This window comes from Paenibacillus sp. MMS18-CY102, assembly GCF_009789195.1.
GTDB lineage: Bacteria > Bacillota > Bacilli > Paenibacillales > Paenibacillaceae > Paenibacillus_T.
This window is the reverse complement of the sequence record NZ_WSTC01000041.1, coordinates 20,770-46,989: the sequence shown is the minus strand read 5'-3', so window position 1 is coordinate 46,989 and position 26,220 is coordinate 20,770. Positions and strand designations below refer to the sequence as shown.

General features: G+C 43.7%; 26 protein-coding genes and 1 riboswitch. Of the genes, 18 read left to right on the top strand and 8 right to left on the bottom strand.

The window, feature by feature from the left end; translation table 11 throughout:
* The 17 genes from GON22_RS22725 to GON22_RS22645 all read left to right on the top strand — a co-directional run.
* On the top strand, positions 1-1,474 hold a 1,474-nt coding region (locus tag GON22_RS22725; protein ID WP_160398398.1), incomplete at its 5' end, for a helicase-related protein.
* Positions 1,475-1,779: 305 nt separating this feature from the next.
* Positions 1,780-2,394, top strand: coding sequence for a ComF family protein (locus GON22_RS22720; protein WP_237179308.1), 615 nt, complete (start codon positions 1,780-1,782; stop codon positions 2,392-2,394).
* A gap of 114 nt (positions 2,395-2,508) precedes the next feature.
* Positions 2,509-2,922: a TIGR03826 family flagellar region protein gene (locus GON22_RS22715; RefSeq protein ID WP_160398396.1), complete on the top strand. Its 414-nt coding sequence runs from the start codon at positions 2,509-2,511 to the stop codon at positions 2,920-2,922.
* A gap of 132 nt (positions 2,923-3,054) precedes the next feature.
* Positions 3,055-3,333 (top strand): flagellar biosynthesis anti-sigma factor FlgM, encoded by a 279-nt coding sequence (gene flgM / locus GON22_RS22710; RefSeq protein ID WP_160398395.1) that lies wholly within the window; start codon positions 3,055-3,057, stop codon positions 3,331-3,333.
* A 24-nt stretch (positions 3,334-3,357) separates the two neighbouring features.
* Positions 3,358-3,858, top strand: a complete 501-nt coding sequence (locus GON22_RS22705) for a flagellar protein FlgN (protein WP_237179311.1) — start codon at positions 3,358-3,360, stop codon at positions 3,856-3,858.
* A 12-nt stretch (positions 3,859-3,870) separates the two neighbouring features.
* Entirely contained in the window at positions 3,871-5,397 is a 1,527-nt protein-coding gene (gene flgK / locus GON22_RS22700; protein ID WP_160398393.1) for a flagellar hook-associated protein FlgK, read from the top strand.
* An 89-nt stretch (positions 5,398-5,486) separates the two neighbouring features.
* Complete coding sequence (gene flgL, locus GON22_RS22695) at positions 5,487-6,395, top strand: flagellar hook-associated protein FlgL (protein WP_160398392.1); 909 nt, start codon at positions 5,487-5,489, stop codon at positions 6,393-6,395.
* Positions 6,396-6,413: 18 nt separating this feature from the next.
* Positions 6,414-6,983 (top strand): DUF6470 family protein, encoded by a 570-nt coding sequence (locus tag GON22_RS22690; RefSeq protein WP_160398391.1) that lies wholly within the window; start codon positions 6,414-6,416, stop codon positions 6,981-6,983.
* Positions 6,984-7,058: 75 nt separating this feature from the next.
* Entirely contained in the window at positions 7,059-7,475 is a 417-nt protein-coding gene (fliW, locus tag GON22_RS22685) for a flagellar assembly protein FliW (RefSeq protein ID WP_160398390.1), read from the top strand.
* 2 nt (positions 7,476-7,477) lie between these two features.
* Positions 7,478-7,714 carry a carbon storage regulator gene (locus GON22_RS22680; RefSeq protein ID WP_160398389.1) on the top strand — a complete coding sequence of 79 codons (237 nt, stop codon included), beginning with the start codon at positions 7,478-7,480 and terminating at the stop codon, positions 7,712-7,714.
* A 127-nt stretch (positions 7,715-7,841) separates the two neighbouring features.
* Positions 7,842-8,660 (top strand): flagellin N-terminal helical domain-containing protein, encoded by an 819-nt coding sequence (locus tag GON22_RS22675; protein ID WP_160398388.1) that lies wholly within the window; start codon positions 7,842-7,844, stop codon positions 8,658-8,660.
* Positions 8,661-8,726: 66 nt separating this feature from the next.
* Positions 8,727-9,776 (top strand): glycosyltransferase, encoded by a 1,050-nt coding sequence (locus tag GON22_RS22670; protein WP_160398387.1) that lies wholly within the window; start codon positions 8,727-8,729, stop codon positions 9,774-9,776.
* A 72-nt stretch (positions 9,777-9,848) separates the two neighbouring features.
* Positions 9,849-11,723 carry a flagellar filament capping protein FliD gene (fliD, locus tag GON22_RS22665; protein ID WP_160398386.1) on the top strand — a complete coding sequence of 625 codons (1,875 nt, stop codon included), beginning with the start codon at positions 9,849-9,851 and terminating at the stop codon, positions 11,721-11,723.
* 19 nt (positions 11,724-11,742) lie between these two features.
* Complete coding sequence (locus GON22_RS22660) at positions 11,743-12,105, top strand: flagellar protein FlaG (RefSeq protein ID WP_160398385.1); 363 nt, start codon at positions 11,743-11,745, stop codon at positions 12,103-12,105.
* 6 nt (positions 12,106-12,111) lie between these two features.
* Complete coding sequence (gene fliS, locus GON22_RS22655) at positions 12,112-12,501, top strand: flagellar export chaperone FliS (RefSeq protein WP_160398384.1); 390 nt, start codon at positions 12,112-12,114, stop codon at positions 12,499-12,501.
* Positions 12,498-12,872 (top strand): hypothetical protein, encoded by a 375-nt coding sequence (locus GON22_RS22650; RefSeq protein ID WP_160398383.1) that lies wholly within the window; start codon positions 12,498-12,500, stop codon positions 12,870-12,872. The genes fliS and GON22_RS22650 overlap by 4 nt, the downstream gene beginning before the upstream one ends.
* Before the next feature lie 105 nt (positions 12,873-12,977).
* A riboswitch (cyclic di-GMP riboswitch) is annotated at positions 12,978-13,061 on the top strand.
* Positions 13,062-13,129: 68 nt separating this feature from the next.
* Complete coding sequence (locus GON22_RS22645; protein ID WP_160398382.1) at positions 13,130-16,306, top strand: IPT/TIG domain-containing protein; 3,177 nt, start codon at positions 13,130-13,132, stop codon at positions 16,304-16,306.
* Positions 16,307-16,381: 75 nt separating this feature from the next.
* Here the strand turns inward: GON22_RS22645 and GON22_RS22640 are convergent, their stop codons facing one another.
* From GON22_RS22640 to rfbF, 8 genes are all read right to left on the bottom strand, one after another.
* Positions 16,382-18,301 carry a tetratricopeptide repeat-containing glycosyltransferase family 2 protein gene (locus GON22_RS22640; protein ID WP_160398381.1) on the bottom strand — a complete coding sequence of 640 codons (1,920 nt, stop codon included), beginning with the start codon at positions 18,299-18,301 and terminating at the stop codon, positions 16,382-16,384.
* An 89-nt stretch (positions 18,302-18,390) separates the two neighbouring features.
* Positions 18,391-19,485 carry a CDP-glucose 4,6-dehydratase gene (gene rfbG, locus GON22_RS22635; RefSeq protein WP_442954398.1) on the bottom strand — a complete coding sequence of 365 codons (1,095 nt, stop codon included), beginning with the start codon at positions 19,483-19,485 and terminating at the stop codon, positions 18,391-18,393.
* A gap of 33 nt (positions 19,486-19,518) precedes the next feature.
* Entirely contained in the window at positions 19,519-21,336 is a 1,818-nt protein-coding gene (locus tag GON22_RS22630) for a glycosyltransferase family 2 protein (RefSeq protein WP_160398380.1), read from the bottom strand.
* Positions 21,329-21,904 carry a dTDP-4-dehydrorhamnose 3,5-epimerase gene (rfbC, locus tag GON22_RS22625; protein ID WP_160398379.1) on the bottom strand — a complete coding sequence of 192 codons (576 nt, stop codon included), beginning with the start codon at positions 21,902-21,904 and terminating at the stop codon, positions 21,329-21,331. The genes GON22_RS22630 and rfbC overlap by 8 nt, the downstream gene beginning before the upstream one ends.
* 49 nt (positions 21,905-21,953) lie before the next feature.
* Positions 21,954-22,835, bottom strand: a complete 882-nt coding sequence (locus GON22_RS22620; RefSeq protein WP_160398378.1) for a class I SAM-dependent methyltransferase — start codon at positions 22,833-22,835, stop codon at positions 21,954-21,956.
* Between the two features lie 195 nt (positions 22,836-23,030).
* On the bottom strand, positions 23,031-23,945 hold the full coding sequence (locus GON22_RS22615; protein WP_160398377.1) for an NAD-dependent epimerase/dehydratase family protein: 915 nt from the start codon (positions 23,943-23,945) through the stop codon (positions 23,031-23,033).
* Entirely contained in the window at positions 23,942-24,640 is a 699-nt protein-coding gene (locus tag GON22_RS22610; protein ID WP_160398376.1) for a serine acetyltransferase, read from the bottom strand. Before GON22_RS22610 ends, GON22_RS22615 begins: the two co-directional genes overlap by 4 nt.
* Before the next feature lie 46 nt (positions 24,641-24,686).
* Positions 24,687-25,469 (bottom strand): glucose-1-phosphate cytidylyltransferase, encoded by a 783-nt coding sequence (gene rfbF / locus GON22_RS22605; protein ID WP_160398375.1) that lies wholly within the window; start codon positions 25,467-25,469, stop codon positions 24,687-24,689.
* A 444-nt stretch (positions 25,470-25,913) separates the two neighbouring features.
* Between rfbF and GON22_RS22600 the strand changes: the two genes are divergently transcribed.
* The gene (locus tag GON22_RS22600; RefSeq protein WP_006039992.1) at positions 25,914-26,111 is read left to right on the top strand and encodes a cold shock domain-containing protein; all 198 of its coding nucleotides are present in this window, start codon (positions 25,914-25,916) and stop codon (positions 26,109-26,111) included.
* The last annotated feature ends 109 nt before the right edge of the window (positions 26,112-26,220 follow it).

Here is a 26,220-nt window from a genome sequence, read left to right as displayed (position 1 = left end):
CTGCCTGCGATGCGGCAGCGGCGAAGCGCGGATGAACCGCACGGCATGCGCAGCGTGCGGTTCATCCGCTTGCGCGTACTGCGAGGCATGCCTCACCATGGGGCGCAGCCGCGAATGCGGGCTGCTGATCCTTGGTGGAGGCGAAGGCTGCCCCGCAGACGCGCATGGCGCCGCCGCAAGCAGGCTGGCGGCGCCTGGTTTGGCCGTGGCGCGTGCGATAGCCGCGCCCGTGCTCTCGGCGGAGCCGAGCGCGCGCTGGGGGCTCAGCCCAGCGCAGCACGCCGCCGCTTCGGCGGCGTTGCGCTATGCGCGGCCGAGGCTGGCCGCGCTGGCGGCTATCGCGCACCACCGCGAAGCGGGTGCGCGCCATGCATCGCTCGCGCCCTCCACGGCGCCTTCAGCGCCCCGAACTACGGTCCCATTCCTTCTCTGGGCCGTAACCGGCGCTGGCAAAACAGAAATGATTTTCCCGCTCATCGAAGCGGCGCTTTCCTACAGCGGCAAAGCCTTAATAGCCACCCCTCGCCGGGACGTTGTGCTGGAGCTGGATCCCCGAATCAGGAGGGCTTTTCCGGAAGCGAAAGCCGTTACGCTCTACGGAGGCAGCGAACAACGATGGGAGGATGGCGACATTACGCTTGCAACCACCCATCAGCTTTTCAGGTTTCATGAGCGATTCGAGCTCGTTGTAATCGACGAACTGGATGCCTATCCTTTTCACGGGGATCCGCTTTTGCACTATGCAGCAACAAAAGCCGGGAAGCCGGGCGGAGCCGTCGTCTTGTTATCCGCTACGCCTCCGGCACACTTGCAACAAGCTGTACGCAAACGGCAAATCGACCATGCCCGCGTACCCGTCCGTTTTCATCGGCATCCGCTGCCCGTTCCTGTCTATATTCGAATGCCGCGAGTGGCACAAATTTTATCCCGCCGAGCTATTCCACACCAGTTGCTCCGCCAGCTGCAAGCTTCAATCAACCGCGGTGCGCAATGCTTCATCTTCGTTCAACAGATACGCCACGCTGAACCGCTCGCTGCTTTATTGCGGCGTGCCATGCCTAACCTGCCAATTGGAGCGACGTCGTCGCAAGACGCCGAGCGCCCCCAGCATGTCGCCAAGTTCCGCGAACGCGAGTTTCGCATGCTCGTGACAACGACCATTTTGGAGAGAGGGGTCACTGTGCCTCACAGCGATGTGTTTATTCTCGATGCGGATGGCAAGCTGTTTGATGAAGCTTCACTTGTCCAAATGGCAGGCCGGGCTGGACGGTCAAAGGAGGACCCGGCAGGCCGTGTCTATTTTTGTTCATCCCATCGCAGTGAGCATCAACGCCGAGCTGTTCAGCAAATTAAGGGCATGAACCGGGAAGCTGCCGCCCGCGGTTTTCTGCTGCCACGCACAACGCGCCTTGCAACCTATAGCGCTCCCCAGCCGCATTCTCACGCAACCACTCGAAAGCGAGGTGACTCCTGATTCGCAACCTCATCTGGTACATAACTAACCAATGCCGATCTGCAACGGGACAACTAGCCAACCTGCTTAGCCCTTCGCCGCCGCCTTGCCCGCTGTGCCGCCAATCAACCCGTAAATCCGCACATCTTCCGATTCACGTGAGTGCAATCTTGCCTGCGGGCTCTACGCTGCGGCAATTATGCAAACAATGCATAGAACAGATGCCATGGATTAGCGCCATCGCGTGCGCAGTATGTGGCCGGCCAGGCCCGTGCGGAGATTGTGTGCGGCGTGAAACGGCATATGTAATAAGCAACCGGAGTGCTGTGCGTTACGATGAACGAGTTAGGGAATGGCTCGCCCTTTTCAAATATCGCGGGGACGAACGGCTGGCCACCCCGTTGGCCGCGCTGCTAACGTACGCTTTTCGCCGGCTAGATCTGGAATTGAACAGCCGCACCCTATCCGCTAGAAAGTGGGATGCCGTCATCCCTGTACCCGTCAGCGAGGAGAGGCTGCTGGACCGAGGCTTTAATCAGGCTGAGCTGCTAGCAAGAGAGCTGTGCGGCCAAATGAAGCTGCCATACGCAGAGCTGTTCATTCGGACGCGCGATTCGGAGAAAAAGAGCCTGCAATCCCGCCTCGCTCGCCTCCAAAGTGTCGAAGGGCTGTTTGCGATCGATCCAACAGCGCTTGAACGATTTTTCCCCATATCCTCAAATGGCGCTACAGCTATCCCCGCACCTGAGGGCCCTGTATCATCCCATTCCTATCCCCATCATGCGTCAACGGGCTTGCTTCGTCTTTTAATTGTGGATGATATTTATACGACGGGAAGTACGGTCAATGCTTGTGCACAAGTGCTGCATGAAGCGTTAAGGCAGTACGCGCCTCATGTGCAAATACATGTTTATGCGATAACGGTTGCACGTTCGGGGTAAATCGACATATAATTTGCAGCTTTGATCGAAAATGCTATGAAAAACCGGTGCAGGTGAGGTAAAATAGCACTAATAAACAACTTGGCCAAGTGTGGCCAAAGGGGGCTGCACCAAATGAATTTGGATAATTGTCCTCGCTGCGGCAAATTATATGCGAAGAACTTACGTGACTTATGTCCAGCCTGTATCAAGGATTTGGATCACTTATACGAGCTCTGCGCAACCTACTTAAGGGATAATCGCGGCGCTACGATTTATGAAGTATCCGAACAGACCGAAGTCAGCATCGCACAGATTACAAGATTTATTCGTGAAGGCCGGATTTCGCTTATGGACGCGCCTAATATGGGGTATCCTTGCGAAATGTGCAGCAACACGATCCGTGAGGGCAACCTGTGTGAATCATGCCGTACGAGATTGACCAAGGATATTAATAAGCTGAACCTCAATAATGACAAATACGGATATAACACCAAGCAGGGCAATGGGGCCTATCAGTCCCTTGACCGCACTCGGGATAAATATTAACGTTCAGTACTTTCGGTACATTTTTGGCATGTCAAGCTTTCCTATAAAAAAATCCAATACACTGGCCGATAATACATTATAGATGATTATCGGCCCTTTTATTTTTGGGAACGACGAACGGAGTGGATGAAGATGAAGATCAACGAACCTCAGCGGCTAGGCGCCGTCAATCCATATGCGAAGCATAATGAGCAGCGTGCAGCCGAAGCGAGCCGCAAGAAGAAGACGGACAATGTACAAATTTCTTCTGAAGCAATGGAAATGCTGCAGTCGCAGAATGTGACATCGCCAGAGCGCCAGAAGCAGATTGAAGCCCTTAAAGAACAAGTGTCGACTGGCACGTACCATGTGGAGTCGGGCAAGATTGCAGAGAAGCTGCTCCCTTATTTAAAGCAACAGGATCGGAACTAATCGGCGGAAGCGCGGGTGAACAGCATGGCAGTGGCAGAAATAATCGGAACGCTTGAACAGATGGTTGAAGCGCATGAGGAGCTGCTTGAGACAGCACGAGTCAAGAAACATGCGATTATTGCTAACGATCTGGAACAGCTGACTAAGTATATGATGACGGAGAACCGGCTCAATAAACGGATCGGGCAGCTAGAGGCCGAGCGAGGCTTGGAATCAACCAAAGTAATGGCTGCCAAAGGCGTATACTCGCGCGTTGCCGTCACGCAGAAGCAGCTGATGAGCGTCGTGTTCGAGGTAGAGGAGCGCTTAAAGCTCCAACAGCTCCATGAGCAGCTTAGCAAAGTGGTGAAGGAACTGGTTAGAGTAAACGAGGACAATCAGCAGTTGCTTAAGCAGTCGCTTGATTTTATCCAGTTCTCATTAGAAATTATCGTAAGCCCGGAGGATGAAAGCTATACCTACTCGAATCCGGCAGAGTTAAAATACGGTTCGTCCAATGCGGGACGATACAATTCGAAGGTCTAAGGAGCGTAATCGATGAGATCGACATTCCATAGCATAGAAACAGCCAAACGAAGCCTGTTCACCGAACAAGCCAACATCAGCACAACGGGCCACAACATCGCCAATGCGAATACGCCGGGGTTCTCACGCCAACGCGTTAACCTTGTCGCATCCCGTCCAATTGAAGCGCCGGGCTACATGCGCAGCAACATCCCGGGCCAGCTCGGTACCGGCGTCGAGTTCACGTCGATCACGCGCGTGCGCGAGAAATTCCTCGACGACCAATTCCGCAACGCGAACCGCAGCCTCGGCGAATGGTCGATCCAATCCGACACGCTGAGCAAGCTTGAGACGGTATTTAACGAGCCTTCGGACTCCGGCATTCGCACAGTCATGGATAACTTCTGGAAGTCATGGACGGATCTCGGGAAGGACCCAGAGAGTATTACTGGGCGCAAAATTGTTCGTGAAAACGCGCTTGCACTCGTCGATGCATTTAATGAAACGAGCAAGCACTTAACGGATCTCGATAACGATCTTACAACTAACATCGCTACCAAGACGGCACAAATCAATTCGATCTCAAACTCTGTAGCGGATCTGAACTTAGAAATCAAACGACTCGAAGCATACGGCGATAACCCGAACGACTTGATGGATGAACGCGATTACCTCGTAGATCAACTTTCCAAAATGGTCAATGTATCGGTTGTCAACACCGCAGATGGTTATGATATTTCGGTAGGCAGCATTATGCTAGTGGATGGTTTGAATGCGCCAGGTACGACGGTACAAGCACTAGAAACGCAATTCAACAGCGGCGGAGTCGTGGGCGGCGAGATTCAAGGCTTGCTCGTATCACGTGACCAAATTCTTAAAGATTATGAAAGCCAACTCGATGCAATGGCGGATACGTTTGTCAACGGTGAGATCACGATCACGATCCCTGCAGGTTCAACTTTTAATGGGTCTCAACTTGCGGCAGATCTTACAACAACGGTTAGAGGCATCAACGGATTACATAACCTCGGTTACTTGTTCACGAATCCGCCTAGACAAGCGGATGATATATTCGTAACCAGTGATGGGACTCCAACGATTACGGCCGCGAACATTCGCCTGAGCCAAGATATCGTTGACGATCCAATGAATATTGCCACGTCGTTACGTACTGCGATTACAAATGGTGTGAATGAAACGGTTAAAGGCAACAATACGTTGGCTAACTTGATGGCTGGTTTGAAAGAAACGCCATTCAAGTTCTCTCCTATAGCAAGCCAGAATGGAATTACAGCAGGAACGATCGATGAATTCTATGCTTCTATGATTGGCCAGCTCGGTCTGCAATCGCAAGAGGCAGACCGCCAAGCGACTAATCAACAAGATATCGTTACACAAGTCGATTCTCGCCGTCAATCCGTTAGTGGTGTCTCGTTAGATGAAGAGATGTCTGAATTAATAAAGTTTCAGCACGCATATTCGGCAGCGGCGCGCTTTATGACTACAATTGACGAAACTTTAGACAAAGTCATTAATGGGATGGGAATTGTGGGTCGATAGTCCGTAAGCAATGAATAAGTAAAATATATGATAATGGCGGGCTAGTGCCCGCCTTCCTACTATAAGAAACCTTGAGGAGGATTCATGATATGGCATTACGTGTAACTCCCGGAATGATGCAAGGTCAGTTGATGCGGAATATTAACCACAACTTGACTCGTATGCAAGGCCAACAAAATGAACTCTCAACTGGACGTAAACTTAACAAGCCATCCGATGATCCAGTAGGCATTACCTACTCACTTCGCTATCGCAGCGAGCTCGCAATGAATGAACAATATGATAAGAACATTGCACAAGCAAAATCACAACTGGATCACGCCGATACGGTACTTGGTCAATTGAATGATGTTGTCCAGCGCGTTCAAGAATTAAGCGTTCAAGCGCTAAACGGAACGAATCCACAATCTGCTTTGGATGCAATTTCGATTGAAGTCGGACAGATCTATGAACAAGCTGTTATTTTCGGTAATGACCAGCTGAATGGAAAGTACATTTTTAACGGTCAGATGACAGATAAGACCCCATATAACCCTGCTACCGCTTCGACGACTACAGCACCGGAAACAGACGATCAACTTTTCAAGGTTCGCTTTGCTGCTGGAGTAACAGTTGCGACTAATGTGACCGGTGGTGAGGTTTTCGGTAAAACAACTGACACGGACAATTTGTTCAAAGCATTGAAAGATATACAGAATGCACTTTCTCCTACAGCGGATAGAGCTGCCTTGGCAGATGCGTATGCCCGCTTAAACACGCGTTATGATAAAATTATTAATATTCGATCTGAGGTGGGCGCTCGTACGAACAGAATCGATTTAATCGATACGCGCCTCCAAGATTTAAATTATAATTTAACAGGGCTTCAAAGTAAGACGGAAGATACGGATATGGCAGAGACAATTATGAAATATAACCAAGAAGAAGCAGTTTATCAAGCTTCGTTATCAACAGGTGCCAAAATTATTAGTCCTACTCTTATCGACTACTTGCGGTAAGAAAGGAGGCGTTCGTTGGTGAATGACCTACGATTATCTATTCGACAGACCTTTGCAGCAATTGGCATAGATGCGGACCCAACCCAACAACAAATGCATATGCCGCGTGGGGAACAACGTATTCAACAAAATGCAGCAACTCTAGATTTTGAATCAACAAGACCTCAGCTGTCAGTTGATTCTACAGAAGCTTTGCATGCATTAGGCAAAGGTCCGAATTTAGAGTGGAGTAGCGGAATCTATAGTCAAATGAAGTCAGTATTTCTTCAGCAACTAGCACAACAAGTTGAAGAGGGAAAACGAATGGCCAATATAACGACATCAAGAAGCGCGTTTGCTGATCTAGCGCAAAATGCACTATTCGCTCCGAATCCTGTAAGTTATCAGATTGCTTCGCCCGGGTATAATAATGTGAAAGTTCAGTTCATGCCAGGGGAGGTGGAGACGAGAATTACGCCTTCTCCCGTATCAATTGAATACACGCCACAACCAGCAGAGATTGAAGCACAGCGTGGGAAGTTTGAGATTTATTTGCGTCAGAAAAATTCGATTCAAATAGAGGTAACACAATATGATCTGTATAAATAATGATGCTATAGCGAATGCTATAGCATCGTTTTTTTAAAAAAGTTCGTGCAAATCTACAGAATCGGAGGCGTTGCCGTGATCTACAATATTATTAAAGACGTAAAGATTGATTTCTCAAGCAGCATCGTAGGATTTGAACATTTAAAATATTTTAAAGTGGAACAGATAGATGCATCGAGTCCGTTTTGGATGTTACAAAGCGAAGAAGACGCGGGTATAGGATTCGTTGTCGTTTCTCCATTTGAGGTTTATCCTGATTATGAGTTTAAGCTCAGTGATGAGATTATTGAGGTCTTACGCATCGAGCAGCCTGAACAAGTAGCCGTATACACAATAGTAACGATGAAATCGAAATTCACGCATTCAACTATAAATCTAGTGGCGCCAATTGTTATAAACATTTCAACCGGAATGGCAAGGCAGTTTATTTTGAATCATTCTAACTATCCGGTTAATGCTCCGCTATTTCCTCTGCAAAGTGAGGGGGAATAAAGATGTTAATTCTTAGTCGTAAACGCGGACAGTCAATTGTAATTAATCAAAATATAGAAATTATTATTACGTCAATAGAGGGAGAACAAGTGAAAATTGGGATTGCGGCACCAAGAGAATATAGCATTCTTCGTAGGGAAGTCATCGATGATGTGAAGGCTTCAAACCAAGATGCCATATCAACTAAGGAAGAAATGGAACGTTTAAGAAACTGGGTACAAAGGCATGGGTCCGAATAAGAAAAATACAAAAAAAATCTCTAATTCACTATAAACTTATCATCAAATAGCTCCGATAAAGTTAATGTAGGGCGAAAAGCCTGCTCCACATGGAAGTGGACAATACAATTCAGGGAGGAATTTTCCAATGATTATCAACCACAATCTTAACGCAATGAACGCACACCGTAACCTCGTAACTAACAACATTCAACAAGGTAAATCGAGCGAAAAACTTTCGTCCGGCTACCGCGTAAACCGCGCTGCTGATGACGCTGCAGGCCTTTCGATTTCCGAAAAAATGCGTGCGCAAATTAAATCGTTGAACCAAGGTATGCGTAACGCGCAAGACGGCGTATCGCTCGTTCAAACGGCTGAAGGCGCAATGGGCGAAGTTTCCGATATGCTGACGCGTATCAAAGAACTCGCAGTACAATCGAACAACGGAACGTACAATGCATCTGACTTGGCTGCAATGGACTCCGAGTACGTGAGCCTCAAAGGCGCAATCGACAGCATTGCAACGAGCACGAAATTCAATGGCATCACGTTGCTTGATGGTTCGATCGCTGCTCCAATCACGATCCAAATCGGTGGCGGCACGTCCGAATCCGTACTTCTTAACCTCAACACGGCTGGCGTATACAACATTCAGTCCGGAGCAGGTGGACTTGGTCTGACTTCGGCTAACGTTAAGGCTGTTCTGACGCTTGTTGATGGTGCTATTGGTAAAGTTAACACAGCTCGTTCGAACCTGGGTGCTTACCAAAACCAACTCGAGCATACGTACAACAACTTGGGCGCAACAGCTGAGAACCTGCAAGCTGCAGAATCCCGTATCCGTGACACTGACATGGCTGATGAAATGATGTCGTACACGAAATTCAACATTCTGCAACAAGCTTCGACAGCTATGTTGGCACAAGCTAACCAAGCGCCACAAGGCGTATTGCAACTTCTTCGTTAATCTTAAGAAGATAAGAAGAAAGCCCACTTTGTGGGCTTTCTTTTTTAATAAGAGAAGGGGATAACAGTGAATATATCTGTATGTTTAATTGTGAAAGACGAAGAATCCAATATAGTTAGGGTACTAAGAAGCATCCCTGAACGATATGAAGTTATCGTTTTAGATACAGGTTCGCTTGATCGCACGCCAGTAATAGCAGCAGCTATGGGAGCTAAAGTATATCATTATAGATGGAACAATAATTTCTCAGATGCTAGGAACCAGTCTATTCAATATGCGACACAACCACATGTGTTAATTTTAGATGCTGATGAGGTTTTGCCGCCATCTGCTGAAAAATTGATTGATGAATATTTAATTAGATTTTCAGATTTTCCAGCGGCGGTTATCATCCACAACTTTCAAGATCAAGAAAGCACTAACCATCGAATGGTTAGACTGTTTCCTAATAATTCGAGGTTTCATTATAAGGGTATGGTTCACGAACAATTACATGATAATGATAAACTAGCTTCTTTTAAAATGAGTGAAATACGAATCGATCACTATGGATACGAAAAAGATGAATATGCGTCTAAAGGTAAATTTGAAAGGTATATTCGTTTATATAGAATGCAATTAGAAGCAGAACCAAGTGGTTATATGTATTATCAACTTGGTAAACTGTACTATTCAAATCAGCAGTTCGGAGAGGCATACAACGCCTTTCAACGTGCGATTGAATTTGAAGAATATCAGCGCCCCTATTTTCCCCCCATGCTCGTACAGTTTGGGTATAGCCTTAAAGAGTTAGGATTCGTTAAGGAAGCGATAGAAATAATTAACCCCTTTCAAGAGGAGTACCCCGATTTCCCTGACCTTCCTTTTCTGTTAGGTACGTTATCTATGGAAAAAGGTGATCTTGAAGAGATGAAGAATTATTTCGAAAAAGCGCTATTAATCGGGGAGACAAATGACTATAGTACCTCGAGAGGGTCTGGAAGTTATAAAGCAGCGCATAACCTAGGCGTTTATTATGAAGTAATGGGTAAAGCTAATGTAGCAGTGAAATATTATAAAGAGGCAGCTTCGTATAATTATGATCCATCTTTGATGAGGCTGAAAGAACTTCAATAATTATCTAAATAAACGTTGAAGAAATTACGATATATATACTAATAGATTAATAATGAAAGGGCGGGGATTTATATGCCAATGCGTATCAGTGGTATGTCATCAGGTATGGATATTGATAAGATTGTTAGTGATTTGATGAAAGTAGAACGGTTGCCTCAATCTAAATTAAAGCAAAAAAAGGATTTAGCAAGTTTTCAGATGGATCTTTATCGAGAAATTAATACAAAGATGTCTGCTTTTCGTGAGTCTATGAATGCAATGCGTTACAGTACTAATATGACGGGAATGAAGGGCACCTCATCATCTACGGATGTAAACGTTGGAGTAAGCAGTAATTTGCCTGCGACTTCATTCTCTGTATCAACGAATAAATTAGCTGTGGCAGCACAGCTATCTAGCTCCGCTAAAATTTCTACGGAAGGTTTCACAGGAAGTGCGCTGTCGGCCTCAGTTGATATTACATCATCCAATAGTCAGATGCTCGTTACGTTTGATGGTATTACAAAAGCGATTAATCTTACTGAGAAGACAGGCTACACACCTTCTGAATTGCAAGTTGAGTTGCAAAAACAATTAGATACATCGTTTGGACAAAATAAAGTTAAAGTCAATTTAACAGGGGCAAACGAACTGCAACTTGACCCGAGTGCTGGAAGCAATGGCTACAAGCCTCAAATCAAGTTTATTGAAGTAAATGGAGCTGTTAATTCACTAGGCTTCACTGACAATCAGTCATTCCGGTTAGATCTCAATTCTTCGCTTGCTGCGAGTAGTTCAAAGTTTGCTTCCGGTGCAATAGTAGACGGCGAATTCAAAGTTAATGGGGTTTCTATTAACTATACATCGTCAGACACGTTGCAGGATGTGATTCAACGGGTTAATTCGGCTGGAACTGGGGCTACCATGAGTTATGATGCCTTCAACGATAAGATTGTATTTAAAAATAGTGCAACAGGTGCTACCCAAGTAACTTTGGAACAAGTATCGGGTAATTTATTGAGTGCACTTAATTTTACAAGTGGTTCTATCTCCTCGGCGGATGCTATTCCTAATGCAGTTAAGGGTCAGGCTGCAGAGTTTACGATTACTAAAGCAGACGGCACTTCAGTGAACGTGACTTCGAATACAAATCAATATCAAATTAGTTCGAGCATGGATCCGGAGCTATCCAAACTTAATGATTTAGCAGGTATTAATCTGACGCTTAATAAAGTTACCACTGCACCAGTTTCGGTAAATGTATCAGGCGATGCAGACGGGATTGTAAATAAGGTAAAATCTTTTGTTACAGCGTACAATGATTTAATAGAATTAGTAAATAAGAGGTTGAACGAAACGAAATCAAAAGGTTATGCCCCTTTAACTGAAGAGCAGAGAGCAGATATGGAAGATAAAGATATTCAGCTTTGGGATGAGAAGGTTAAGGCAGGGCTACTTCATGATTCTTCCTTATTAAAAGACATAAAGAATCAATTGCGAGAAGTATTCACTACCAATGTTAATGGAGTGTCCTCTGAATTTAACGCTTTGTTTAAAGTAGGCATCACGACTGCACCGTATATCCGGGGTCAGCAGCAGGATGCAGGTAAATTGATCATTGATGAGACTCAGTTACGTAATGCTATTGCAAAAGACCCGCAAGCGGTATCACAGTTGTTTACGAGCAATCCTGGTGTAGAAAGCCAAAAGGGTGTAGCGGTGAAGTTGTATGAGAAGTCCAATGACTTCCTGTCTAGCTTGATCAAAAAGGCAGGAAAAGTTGGTGGATCGACGACAGATATTACAACGGAATTGGGGAAAAATGTAGCTGATATTCAATTGAAAATTTTGGATTGGAATGACAAACTCTCTAAAAAGGAAGATGTATTCTATAAGAGATTTTCTACGATGGAATCAGCAGTTGCTAAGAATAACTCTGTTTTATCGTGGCTGTCTAAACAATCCTAGTAAAGGAATGTGACTATAAATGAATATTAGCTCGAGTGCATCGAACTATCCAGCGCAAAAGTCTGTACCGTCGAATACAGGAGAATCTTACATCCGTGTTAGCGGAGAATATGGACACCTTAAAGAAAAGCAAAAACATGAAATACTATCAGTTTCAGAAAAGGCATTGATGTCTGCGATTGATAAAGCGAATCGTGCAGTTCAAGGCACGCCGCATGAGTTCAATTACAAAATTCATCAGCCAACAGGGCAGGTTATTGTTCAGATATTAAATAGTGACACTCATGAAATCGTACATGAGTGTCCTTCAGAAAAGTTTATAGAACTTGTTGAAAAGTTGCAGGAGCTGTCGGTAGGCGCAATCATCGATGAGAAGAGGTGAGTAGTAATGGAACAAAGAGCTCAAAACCATTACATGACAACACAAGTTCAGACAGCATCGCCTGGCGAATTGACACTAATGCTCTACAATGGCTGTATAAAGTTTGTGAAGTTAGCTAAATCCTCTATTGAGCAAGCAAAGCCTGATGATAAGCATCAACACATTGTACGTGCACAGAACATAATCGAAGAACTACAAGTCACACTAAATATGGAATACGATATTTCTAAAAATCTTTTTTCGCTATATGACTACATGCTGCATCTTTTAAACCAATCAGATATGAGAAAAGATGTCGAGCCACTTATCGAGTGTCTGGGATTATTGACGGGCCTTAGAGACACATGGGGTGAAGCAGTAAAAGAAGTGAAGTTGAATAATAAGGTTTCGATATGACGATTACGAGTTCATTGCTTGATGATGCGAACAGGATGAGAGAACTCTCTTTGCAACTTATTGGACTAGATCTATCGGAAGCAGATGTTAATGAAAAACTAGATTCGATACTAGATGAGCAGCGCAGAATATGTATAGCAATGGATAATGTCGTTGAGGAAAGTGGAATGTCACAGTTTCCATTTGAAATTAAGAGGATTTTATCCGAATGCAAAGAGATGTCGAGCGGATTTAATACCATATTGCTGCAGGAAAAAAAAGCTGCACAAGAACAACTTCAATCGATTACGCATACCAAAAGAGCAAGAAATAGTTATCAACAAGATGATATGATGCAAACACCTGCACTATTTATTAATAAACAGGGATAAGACGAGATTCGTTTTATCCCTGTTCTATGTCAAAATCAAAAAAATGAAATAATATTGAAAAAATAAATGTTAATAATTATCTTTCTATTGTATAATAGGGGTAAATAATAATCTTGGCAAAATTACAGAAATGTAATGACGCAAAGCCATGGGTCTTAAGTCGTAGACAAAGATTGCCAGGTTGCTAAATTGTTTGATTTACAGAACAATAGCCCCTAGCTATTGTTCTTTTTTTATAATATAAGGGAGGGTATACAATGAGAGGAATAAAGCAGAAGGTTGCTCTAGTATTATCATTTTTAATGATGATAAGTATTTTGAGCACATCACTAGTTGCATTTGCAACAACTAACGATTATGTTTCAATTACTCGCTCTGTGAATCCAGCTGTGATCACGACGGAACAAGAAGCGGAAGTATCATTAACTGTTAAAGGATCGCCACCGGTTGGTGTGGTCATGCCGAATGACGTTGTGCTAATCATCGATAAATCTGGCAGTATGGCACCTGATAAAAACGGTAATGAAAACAAGATGAAAAACGCCAAGGAAGCGGCACAAGGCTTCATTGATTTGATGGATTTAACAAAGCACCGCGTAGGTATCGTTGATTTTTCCTCAAAAGATAAGATTGGTTCGTATAACTTATCGACGGATAAAGAAGCAGTTAAATCGTACATTGCTGGGATCACGGCAGACGGTGATACAGCAACGGGAGATGCTATTCAAGTTGCAAAGAACATGCTTGACAACCATAGACCAGAGGCACAACCGGTAATTGTTATCCTTACAGATGGTGATGCTACACGGCCTGAAACTGATCCATACGGTTTTGCAAAGAGTAAAGCAAAGGAAGCAAAAGATGCAGGAATTGTATTCTACACAATAGCATTGCTTAAAACAACGGATAATCCGTTAACAAGCGGTCCGAATAAATTGCTGAAAGAAATGGCCACTACTTCAGACCACCATCACTTTGTTTTAGGATCGACGGGACTTAGCGAAATTTATGCAGCAATCGTAGCAGAGATTGGACTTGCTAGTGCATATGATGTCGTGATTAAAGATACAGTTGGACCGAATTTTGAGATCGTACCAGGTTCATACGATAATAATATTCCAAAACCTACGGTTACAGGCAAGACGTTAGTATGGGATTTCAAGGAATTAAAAAACAACGATTTGACCTTTACGTATAAGATTCGTCCAGTTAATAAAAATGTTAGTGGACATTTTTATACTTCAGAATCAACTAGTGTAGTTGAATACAAGGATTATGCAGGTGCAGAACGTTCGAAAGAAATTCCAAACTCAATCGTACAAGTTAAATTCCCTGCTCCTCAGATCACTTCCATCGTAGAATCTAGTGGTTCACCAACTGGTGGTGAAACCGTTACGCTCAACGGAAAGTACTTTAGAGACGGGGCAACGGTTACTATTGGTAGTAGTTATGCTGCAAACTTAGTAGTAAGTGAGAACAAAGCAACGTTCACGACACCACCTGGGGCGCAAGGTAATGCAGTTGTAACCTTGCAAAATCCGGATGGGCAACAAGCGCAGACAGAATATCAATATAAGGCAAATCCAGTGATTGATTCGATTACGCCTAATAATGGACCGCTTGAAGGCGGTAACTCAGTTACGGTTAATGGCAAATTTATTATGCAAGGTGTTAAAGTCGAATTTGATGGTATCGCGGGTACGGTTACAACGAATAATGGAAATGGTTATTTAATCGTTAAGGTACCGGCAGGAGCAGAATCAGGCTTAGTAGACGTGAAGTTTACAAACCCAGATGCGACTTCTACTACTGTAGAAGATGGTTATTCCTATGACGCACCTCCTGTTGTTGTGCTTGAGATAACTAAGGTAGAACCGAATCATGGTGCTCTAGCTGGGGGAGAGCGAGTCTACTTAGATGGAGTGAAGTTCCAGCAAGACACTAAAGTTTACTTTGGTGGTGTTGAAGCAACGGATTTCCTCTATATGTCGAGTGGTAGAATCTCGGTTAATACCCCTGCAGGTGTATCACCAGGCCAAGTAGATGTTAAAGTTGTAAACACCGATGGCGAAACGTTTACATTAGAGGATGCCTTCACCTATGATGAGCCACCTGTATTGGCTCCGCCGACCGTAACGGGAGTGGATCCAAACAATGGACCAATGGATGGTGGCGCTGTAGTATACGTGAACGGATCTAACTTTGTCCCTGGCCTTAAACTGTTCATTGGTAATAGTGAGGCGACAGTTTATAACGTATACCCTAGCCGTATTATTGCTGGCACTCCAAGCGCTGCAAGTGCAGGCGAGGTTGATGTTAAGGTCGTAAATCCAGACGGCAAAAATGCAACACTTACGAATGGTTACGAATATTTAGCACCCCCACCCCCGCCAGCACCTACAATTAGTGGGATGTCGCCAAATGCAGGCCCACTCGAAGGTGGAGAAGCAGTTTATATTGATGGTTCCAATTATCTTGCTGGTGCAAAAGTATTCATCGGTGATGTAGAAGCGACTGTTTATACAATCTATCCAACGAGAATTCTGGCAGTTATACCAGCAAGTTCAGTTGGTGGAAAAGTAGATGTGAAAGTCGTGAATCCAGATGGTCAGGAAGCTACTCTTGCCGATGGTTATGAATATGTAATTCCTGTTCCGATACCAGTTACTATTACTAACATCTCACCAGATACGGGTCTTCTATCTGGTGGCGACGTAGTCTACATTGATGGAACTGGATTCAAACCAGGGGCAAAAGTTAAATTTGGCAATATAGAAATTGACGCTAATTTCATGGCAGCATCGCGAGTATATGTAATTGCACCGTCTACAACGGTCGCAGGTAAGGTTGATATTACAGTTACGAATCCAGATGGAATGACGGATACAAAAACTGACGCTTATACCTATACAGCGCCTATTCCAACGATATCGGTGATTTCCCCAGGTAATGGTTTTATCACAGGCGGAACGGTTATTTATATTGATGGAAATAACTTTGAGGCTAGTATGACCGTAAAGATTGGTGGAATCGTTGTTCCGATTGAGGCGATTTACGGAAATTATCGTATCATGGTTACAACACCACAAGTTGCTGATCCAGGTACAGTGCCAGTAGAAGTTAAATTGGTTTCCGGAAATAGCGCTACAGCGCAATTTATCTATAATCCGCTACCGCCAACACCGCCGCCGGTAATTACGAGCGTGTACAATACAGATACCTCACCTAGCGGTGGATATGTTGCATATATTGATGGAGCTGATTTCGGCTCAGGAGCTAAAGTATATTATGGCACGCAAGAAGCTACCACGGTTTATATGTATGGATCCTATCGAATTTTGGTATACGTACCTGCGGGAAGCGGAACAGTGCCAATCAAAGTAGTTAATCCAGATGGAAAAGTTAGTAACACGATCGATTTCACTTATCAATAAACTTGTATAACAAACAGCCTAAGTCAATGACTTAGGCTGCTTGTTTATTTTCAATATTGTATAGGAAATAGTAACTCAAATTAAAGGTAAAAAATTGGGTAACTCATTTTGATTAAACTTGGATTGATAATGATTGTAGAAAGATCGGTGTGCATCTTCGCTGCCCCATGTTGCAACAAAGCCTAGCAGATCGTGAGCGGGTTCAATTTCAAGTGAATTTCGGAATAAAGAAATACCATCTTCGATATTCCCCAGTAGACAACTATAGGTGCCGAGAATTTTAAATCCTTCAGCTTGGATCTGGTTGTTATCCAAGAGTATTGAAAGTAAAGTTATTCCTACTTCACTGTATCCTAGTGAAATTAGATCTGAGGCGAGGTTATTAATGAAAGAGGCATCATCAATAGTAGAAACGAGATGATCAAATAAAACATGATAATGGTTTTGGTATAGTCGAATTAGGAATGAAATCATTAGGGCGCTGCTCGATACGCTAATTAATAGCTGGCATTGCTTCTCGCTTTGTATACTATTCAGTATTTGTTGATAAAGTTCATTTGCATGATCTCGTTCATCTATCGAAATATATTCCAAAAACGAACGATCGTCATTAACCAGAGCAGCACATAGTAATAGATCAGTCGGCATAGGCAGCTCTGGAGTGCCAATAGTTATTTTTGAATTAAATTGAAGAAGTAATCCGACAGCCAGTTCGTCGATAGAAGAATAATCAACTTGATTGCTAATGCATTTATCCCAATAATATTGCGTTAATTCTTGGCTTCCGCAAGCGACCGCTGAACGCAATAGGAGAAGAGTATGGTGTGAATGAGTTAACGGATAAAGTTTCTCAATAAAAGGAATAATGTTTTTTGTAGTTTCATTTGCTAAAAGAACCTGTAACAATGTTTTAAATATACTAACATTGTTTTTATCCATATTTAAAATAGACGTAAGATGATAAACGTACTGTTGGTTGTTATTGAGGGTGAATGCGATTTTGGCCATCATTTGATGCGGGATTAAACGGGCATAGTTTATTTGGGTGAGCCAATAAGGCTGGTTTTTCTTTTCATGCAAATCAGCAAGCTCAATACAGGTTTCGAAGCATTTGTAAGCACGCTCAAGATAACCGAACTGCTCTAGCAAAATGCCATTCAGGCAATGAAAGTCAGTGTGCATTGGCCATTTTTTCAAGCCTAGACGAATGTAATGATCGGTTTCTCTGAACATCTTTTTTTGTAGAGTGATTTGAATAATGCGATCCAATAAGTGCATATACCACGAATGGTCAGGGTCGGTACGCTGCATTGATTTTTTGTATAAAGACAGTGCCTCATCTAGATCCCCTTTATTTTTATACTCATTGGCCAGTACAAAGTGAAAATAAGGATCATTTTTTCTTTCTTCTTTCATTCCTAGCAATATTCCCATATTGCGTTGAGATTTATTTTTCTCTTCGAGCGTTTGGTCGGTATAGCCGGTGTGATATACGGTTAGGTCCACTGGCGTATAGGGTAATGCTGCTCCTTCTGTAGTACGCAATTGTTCGTGAAGAGCACCGTGGTAAGAAATGCCTAGATTATTAATGAACAATCGGCCTCCAGTTGATTCCATTATATTAGCATTATTGTTACCTGTAATATTAAAGATTCGAATAACAAATCCGTGTGGAGCAGGTGGCGAGAAGTTAGTGAGCATTTTTCGAAGCTCAGTGTAATCCCCCTGTTGGATATATTCATCGGCATCTAATATTAGTATCCATTTGCCGGATGCATGCTTTAAGGCCTCGTTTCGAGCAGCAGAGAAATCATTAATCCATTTGAAATCATAAACATGATTAGTATATCGTTGAGCAATTTCTTTCGTTTCGTCGGTAGATCCTGTATCGACAATAATGATTTCATCTACTAGGGATTTGACGCTGTCAAGACATCTATTTAAGACTTGTTCCTCATTTTTGACAATCATACATAATGAAATTAGTTTATTCATTTTGTTCAAATCCTCCAATTGTAGATCTGCAATAATGTTTAAAATAAACACTAACCCCATCATGGCGAAGCGCGCATGTGGGGTTCAAACTATACAAAATATGAAGTGCTAGTAGTCTCATACTCTTTGATTTGTTGTTCACAAAGTTCTCTAATGTTTCGACCATTGGAATATTCAACGACCCACCGGAGCGTAGCTTTCAATGCGATTTCTAAAGGCCACCTAGGCATCCACCCGAGTTCATGCATCGCTTTAGAACAATCAAGTTTCAGCATACTTGCTTCATGTTTAAGATCTTGTTTCGTGATGTGATAACCCGGATGTTCGAAGGGCCACATGTTGAACATTTTCTTGACTATCCACTCCACGGGCTTAGCATCGCTTTCCTGAGGTCCGAAATTGAAAGATTGAGCGTAGGCATCGCCTTTTAGAAACAGTTGCTGACAGAGAATTAAATAACCAGACAAAGGTTCTAACACATGCTGCCATGGACGTACAGCGTCTGGGTTACGAATTTGAATCTGTTCTTTACTCGTCAGCGCTCGGATCATATCAGGGAGTAGTCGATCCGCTGCCCAATCACCTCCCCCGATAACATTGCCAGCACGCGCCGTTGCAACTTTAATTTCAGTACGATTCAAAAAAGACCGTCGATATGCAGACGTGATCAATTCGGAACAAGCTTTACTGCTGGAGTAAGGGTCATACCCGCCTAAAGGTTCATTCTCTCGATATCCCCATTGCCATTCTTGGTTTTCATAACATTTATCTGTCGTTACATTCAAGATCACGCGTACCGAGCTGCAAGAGCGCGCTGCTTCCATAATATTGACGGTTCCCATAACGTTGGTTCGATAGGTTTCAACAGGATCCTCATAAGATTTGCGAACGAGAGGTTGTGCGGCCATGTGAATAATGATGTCCGGGCTAACCTGTTTTATGGATTGTCTAAGCAGTTCAAGATCGGCTATATCCCCAATAATAGATGACTCCAAAATGTCAGTTAAATTCGCTAATTCGAACAAAGAGGGTTTAGTAGGAGCTGGTAAAGCGTATCCTGTTATCGTGGCTCCCATGTTATGCAGCCATAAGCTGAGCCAACTGCCCTTGAATCCGGTATGTCCAGTGAGGAATACACTCTTGCCTTCCCAGAAGGAACGATCGACGATGCCACTTTTCATCATATAGGAGGCTCCTGCCTTTTATTTGAATTTGTTCTATTGGCGAAGAGCCTGAAAATCCATTTGATATACAGCATACTTAGACATTAACAATTCCAGTTGCTTGCTTTGTGACTCTTTCCCGCTCGCTAAGAGTTTAGTTAATTGGACTACGGTCTGCTCACTTATCGAACTAAAATCGGATTGGAAATTAAGGATTCCATAAGGCTCAAACCCTTGCATTTTGGCATGAAGACAAATTAACTCTCTGATATAGATCTTACGGTTGTGCATCGTATAAGATGATTGAAGCATCTCAAACAATGATTCAATATAAACGCTATTGTTAACCGTGAATATGAGCTTTCCATTTGGACTCATAACCTGTGCTAGACCAGCAAAGATAGCATCTAAACCTTCAACGTAGTAATCTAAAGGTTTCTCAATATATACTAGGTCGACTTTTCCGGCAAGTTCCTCCGGCAGCTTATCTACCCGGTTTAGTAGAAATACGTTTTTTGAAATCGATCGGGTATCCGTTTCGTATTTGGCTTCCGTCATACAAATAGACAATTCGGCTTTTGTTCCGAAGTCTGACCAGAGGCGATTTTTAATTTGCATCAAATCGGCCCCACATTTTACATCAATTCCAAGAATCGACTTTACTCCAGATAGTCGAGAGTAGTCTATTTTAATATATGCAGGATTGATATGTGCATCTATCCAAGCATCGAGCCCATACTTGTCTAAGAACGTTTTTCGACCTTCTTCTAACGAATTCGTCAAATGGTCGCTAGCTGTTGTTAAACTGCCATAATGGTGTGTAACGGTATCGCCGCAATAAATAAGCTTGTACCCAGCGCGTCTGATTTTGAAGCTAATATCATCGTCTAGAAACTCACCACGGAAGAAGCGAGTATCATAATAGCCGATGCGATCAAGCAGAGCTGTTGGGCAGCATAAAACATTCGGCAATAGCACGACGCGTTCTTCCCACTTGGTTGGGTTACTTACATTGTAAGCTCTCGCCTTTTCGATGAAATCTTCTTTGGAAGTGAAAGGAATTGAAATCTTCTGCATATTGGAAATGGATGTCGCCCCCGGAGAAACAAATCCGATTTGCGAGTCCGATTCGATGCAAACCATTAAATTGCTTAACCAGTTGGGCGTGAATATAAAGTCATTACATACGGCCGCGCAATATTTTCCCTCCGCCGCCATCAGACCGATATTGAAGCCTTTTACGAGATGAATGTTGTATTTCAGATGAATGACCTTGGCACCCGGAACCGAGTCGAAATATGCTTTCGTACCATCCGTGGAGCCGTTGTCTACCAAAATCAATTCGAATTCCACGTCGTTCGTATGATCCAAAATGCTCTGTACGCAATCGCGCGTATAGTCCAGATTATTGTAGGCAAGCAGGACAACACTCACTTTGCAGCGGGCTTGTTCACCTATTGCAATAATTTCATTATGGTCAACGCTGCCCACCTCTGGGTACAAGCGAGGATAATCCCGTTTATTTACGAATTTCTCCACGATGTAAGCGACTTCTAGCTCTAAGATTCGATAGAGCGAGCAGAAGTGGAAGCGAAAATCGTATAAGAACGTTTCTACATTTTCGTCTACTAAATGTTGCTTTAGCTCATCGATATAAAATAAAAGATTAGCGTTTATTTCTTTGACACGATTAGGTATGGGGATGTGCGAAGTTCCGTGTTCAAGAGCTTCTAGCAGTTCAGCCATCGTGTCCAAAACAGCCATATCGTTCGGGCCGATCTCACCGTTGTATATACAGTTCTCTAGGTGGCTGACGCCATCGCGTCCGATTTCTACAATTCCAAGGACTTGCACCGCTGATTGATTATCCATGCACGACTCCTTCTGACAAAACCATGCCATCCACATTTAAGTTAAAATCTTTCCACTGTTCATCCTTGGCGGATATGATCAACTGCTCGGTAAGCGGCCACTCAATCCCGAATGCCGGATCGTTCCAGCGAACGCCAGACTCATGGGAAGGCGTGTAATACTCACTGACCATATAATGAATACTGGTGTTTTCCGTCAATGTTACATACCCATGCGCAAACCCTTTTGGTACGTATAAAGACAAGCCGTTTTCGGCAGACAACGTTAAGCCATACCATTTTCCGAAGGTGGGGCTTTCACGATTAAGATCGATAATAACATCAAATAAGGTCCCTTGCGTGCAAGTGACTATCTTCTCTTCACAATAGGGAGGGAGTTGAAAATGCATTCCTCGCAATGTCCTTGCATGATGGTTAAAGGCAATATTGGTTTGAACCATATGGAACGGAAGTCCGTGTGCTGCCAACGTTTTGGTGCAAAAGCTTCTTGCAAAATAGCCACGGTTATCGGTTATAGGCTCTTTCTCTATGATTGCCGCCTGATGTAAAGGCGTAGACCAAACTAACATATGTAGGCTCCTTATACCTTGTGGCTTGTAGAGAAACTGCCGAATAGGTTCAGTTATCGAACGTCAGCAGCATCCCGGTAAATCCGAGCTGAATGAGTTGCTCTTGGATTTGTCTTTTGTGAGAATTGGCGAAAAGAATGATACACGTAAACTGTCGCACGGCTTCCGATGTTGGAGCTACAATAGGGATGCTTGCGATATGATGACCATGCTTGGCTTGATCGCTATCAAAGAGGCATGCAATTGCGACGCTTTCTTCTAGCATGGCAAGAAAACAGGATGATTCCGCTCCGGCGCCCCAGGCCGCCACTTTTGCATCACTTGGAAGCTGTGCCGTAAGTTTATCTAAAGCCGTTTGCCTTCTATCGCTGAATGAGTCAGCCGGTTTCGGCACTTTTCTCACGTACAGCTCAAGTAGATTAGGGTCTGCAGCTTCCTGCGCGCATACGACTGTCAGCCCTGCGCGGCGTGCCATTGCGGCCAGACTGGTAACGGAGAAATACTGAATATGATCCGTGCACAAATTATTGTATAAACGGTTTTCGACAATCCGTTGCCCATTCGGAACCTCTACCAACAATATGCCATTGTCTTTCAACAACTTAGCCGCTTTCGCAAATAATTCAGCTGGCTGCTCGAGATGCTCTAACACTTCAATCATGCTGATGACGTCGAAGCCGGTCTCAAATTGAAGCCCTTCGTGAAAATAATCATGAATGACGGAGAAGCCGCGCTCTCGCGCAGTCGTTACGCTTGATATGGAGGGTTCTACCCCGTAGAGTTCTTCAAAATGCTTCTCTGCTAACGCAAGGTAATGGCCAACCCCACAGCCGATATCCAAAAAGCGCTTGCGGGAAGGTGCAAGTACAGCTAATCGTTCAAGCTGCTGCTCTCGAAGGCGTTTGAAGCTCGCTCCCCAGTAAGAGCCCATCGAATAATCCTGGTAGTATTCTTCGCTAATATGCGCAGGGATCTGCGTATGTCCACAAGAAGAACAATGATAGATTTCAAGATCACGTAAATTTAATTGCTCGGAATCGTAAACGCTCATTAGGCTGTGGGGAGCACGGCTATACTTCTCTTCGAACGTACAGGCTTGGCCGCAAATACAACAGATGATGGCGATTCATTCCTTTCTAGTTCGAGCGAGAAAATCGTTCAGCATTTCATTTACAAAAGTTTTTAGATCATCTTTTGGCTTAAGGTTTGGTATATCGTACTGGGTCGTAAACTCAAAATCTACCACTTGATCATTTCCATCGGGGCGAATGATTTGTACTGGTAGATTAAAGGTTTCCAACGCAATTTTTTTAACGAGTTGCGCATATTGCAAAACACTCAGCGTCTCATTGCCGTAAGCATGAAAAATCCGTTCGTCTGGCCGGTGTTCCAAAATCCAATGCACTTTCTTACAAACATCATTCACACCAACAAAGTTTCGCAACTGGCTTCCCGGCGTCATTAGCGTTATGGCATGATTTTCGACTGCTTCCTTGCAGAATAAGAAAGGAATTAGGTTCCAACGTTTGAACTTATCGCAATCGACAGGAACACCAAACAAATTAGAGGGTCGGATCACCCATCCATTCACCTGATTCGTCCGATCGAACATCTGAACCGTTTTTTCAGCCACATAATGTGCTAATCCATAATCGTTCCGTGGAACGATAGGTGAATCTTCCGTTAATTTACCCGACTGTGTGCCGAAAACATGGAAGCTGGAAAAATAGATGAAATCCTTGATTTCATTGTTTCTACAGAAATCAAGTGCCGCATGGATTCCAGCAGCATTCTCGGACAATGCACGATAGGGATCCGTTTTGTAAAGTTTCTCATTCGGTGACACCGTATGTATCATCGCATCTATTCCTCTGCATCGTAGAGAGGCCACTTCAGGTGGAGTCGTGAAATCCATCTGAATATCCCCATGCAGGTCTCTTGTAGCCGTTAACACATTGTATCCTTGAACCTTTAACATTTCAGCAAGATGCAGTGCAATATATCCGTTCGCACCGCTTATTAAAACTGTTTTCGTTTTCATAAGTCTTCTCCACTGAAAGGGATTGGAACATTAAAGAAGGACTGCGCCCAAGGCTTGTCGGTTGGTTGAATATGGTGCTGCCCCGTTTCTGTATGTCGATAATATAGCGATCCACTGCTCAAATGCGTATTTCTCAACAACGATTGATTTCCAATCGTTACACCGTTACCAATCGTGCAATTGCCCACAATAGAGGATTGCGGCGCCATAGCAACACCTTTTCCCAGCACGGGGTAGACGCCATTGATTGCACCGACCGTACATCCTTGATAACAAACGAAGAAATCACTATATGACGCTTTCCCTAATACAACACCACCGCCGTGCACGATTAGAAAAATATCAGGCATTCCCGCGTCATACATGCAGATTACGCCATTTAACGTTTTGTTTAAGTAGAAAAGCTTCGAAGCAACCTCCGTGTCCTCATATACTTTCCACGCTGAGTTTGACAAGAACCATAGGAAAAGTGTGTACTGATCGGAATGAAGATGGGAGAAGAAAGTGGTGCCTTCGTGATGGAACGATTTTAAAGCAATATGCTGAAAACAATACTCCGTGCGCTCTAATGCCTGATAAATGGACTGGCTGAACCTTTTCTCGGTGAGTGAAAGCCGCTTGTCAGGAAAAAAGTGATTCAATTGATGAAAAACATAGGATTGCAGCTCATCTACTGTTAAGGTTAGTTTAAACATAGGTTAACTCCATTGAATTACTGTATTGTACTGGTTGATTAGAGAACTAGTCTTCCCATACTTTCCACGGTGCTTTTTGCGCTTCCCAAAGCTCATCTAAAACAATTTTCTCGCGAAGCGTATCCATCGGTTGCCAGAATCCTTCGTGGCGGTAAGCGTTCAGTTCGCCGTCCCTCGCTAAGTTTTGTAATGGCTCCTGCTCAAGGATCGTTGTGTCACGGTCATGGATGTAATTGAAGACTTCTGGCTGGAAAACCATGTAACCACCGTTGATCCAACTGCCGTCGCCCTTCACCTTTTCGGTGAAGCCTGTAACACGCTCGCCATCCAGCTCCAATCGACCAAACCTTCCATCAGGCTGTACTGCAGTTATAGTAGCAAGCCTGCCGCTGTTTTGATGACTATGGACAAGTTGGTCAATGTTTATATTAGCTAAGCCGTCGCCATAGGTCAGCATGAAAGGGTTATTCCCGACGTAAGGTTCTATTCTCTTGACTCGACTCCCTGTCAAGGTATTAATGCCTGTCTCCACCAGCGTAACTTTCCATGGTTCCACTTTGTTCTGATGGACTTCCACGGTGTTCCCTGATGTGAAATCATAAGTGACAGCTTCCGACATATGTCGATAGTAATTAGCGAAGTACTCCTTGATGATATATCCTTTGTAGCCTAAACAGATAACAAACTCGTTATATCCGTAGTGGGAATATGTTTTCATGATATGCCACAGTACAGGGGCATCACCGATTTCAATCATGGGTTTTGGTTTCAAGTGAGATTCCTCACTTATCCGCGTCCCCCGTCCACCTGCCAAAATGACAACCTTCATGTTGTTCACTTCCCATCTGAAATATTGCGGAACGTACTCTAGTAGCAGTGGAATTTGTCTAATTGAATCGTATTTCGCTACTATAGAAGCGTTATGCTTATTATATAATCTATCGACAAATTTAGCTGAATATTAATAGGAAGAGAAATGTCTCGATACGACATACGGTCGGTAATTTCTTCCGTTTTCCGTTTGAAATTCGACTTCTGAGAAATGGATTAATGCTGGAACAGATCATTAAATCTACTCCTAACTTATATAAGAAATTTTCGGGAAACCAAACAGAGATATTGTGTGCTAAGGGAGGTTTGAAATAGGGGGAGAGATAAATGTATTCGCTTACAAAAAAATGTTTGACAATTTTATGAAGCCGCGTTATATTCGATTTGTGGGCCTTACTACTAAGGCGATTCACAGCATTTGAAGATGAAGGGAATGTTATGCATGCAAGGTAAAGTAAAATGGTTCAATGCAGAAAAAGGCTATGGCTTCATTGAGACGGAACAAGGCGGCGACGTATTCGTCCACTTCTCCGCAATCCAAGCTGACGGCTTCAAAACGCTGGAAGAAGGCCAAGCAGTCGAGTTCGACATCGTCGAAGGCGCACGCGGTCCACAAGCTGCAAACGTTACTAAACTGTAATCATTCAGCTCGAATAACGAGCCAACTTCATAGATGGTGTGAGCACCAGACATGAACTTAAAAACCTCGGGTAATTCTACCGAGGTTTTTTTATTTAATTAACCTACTA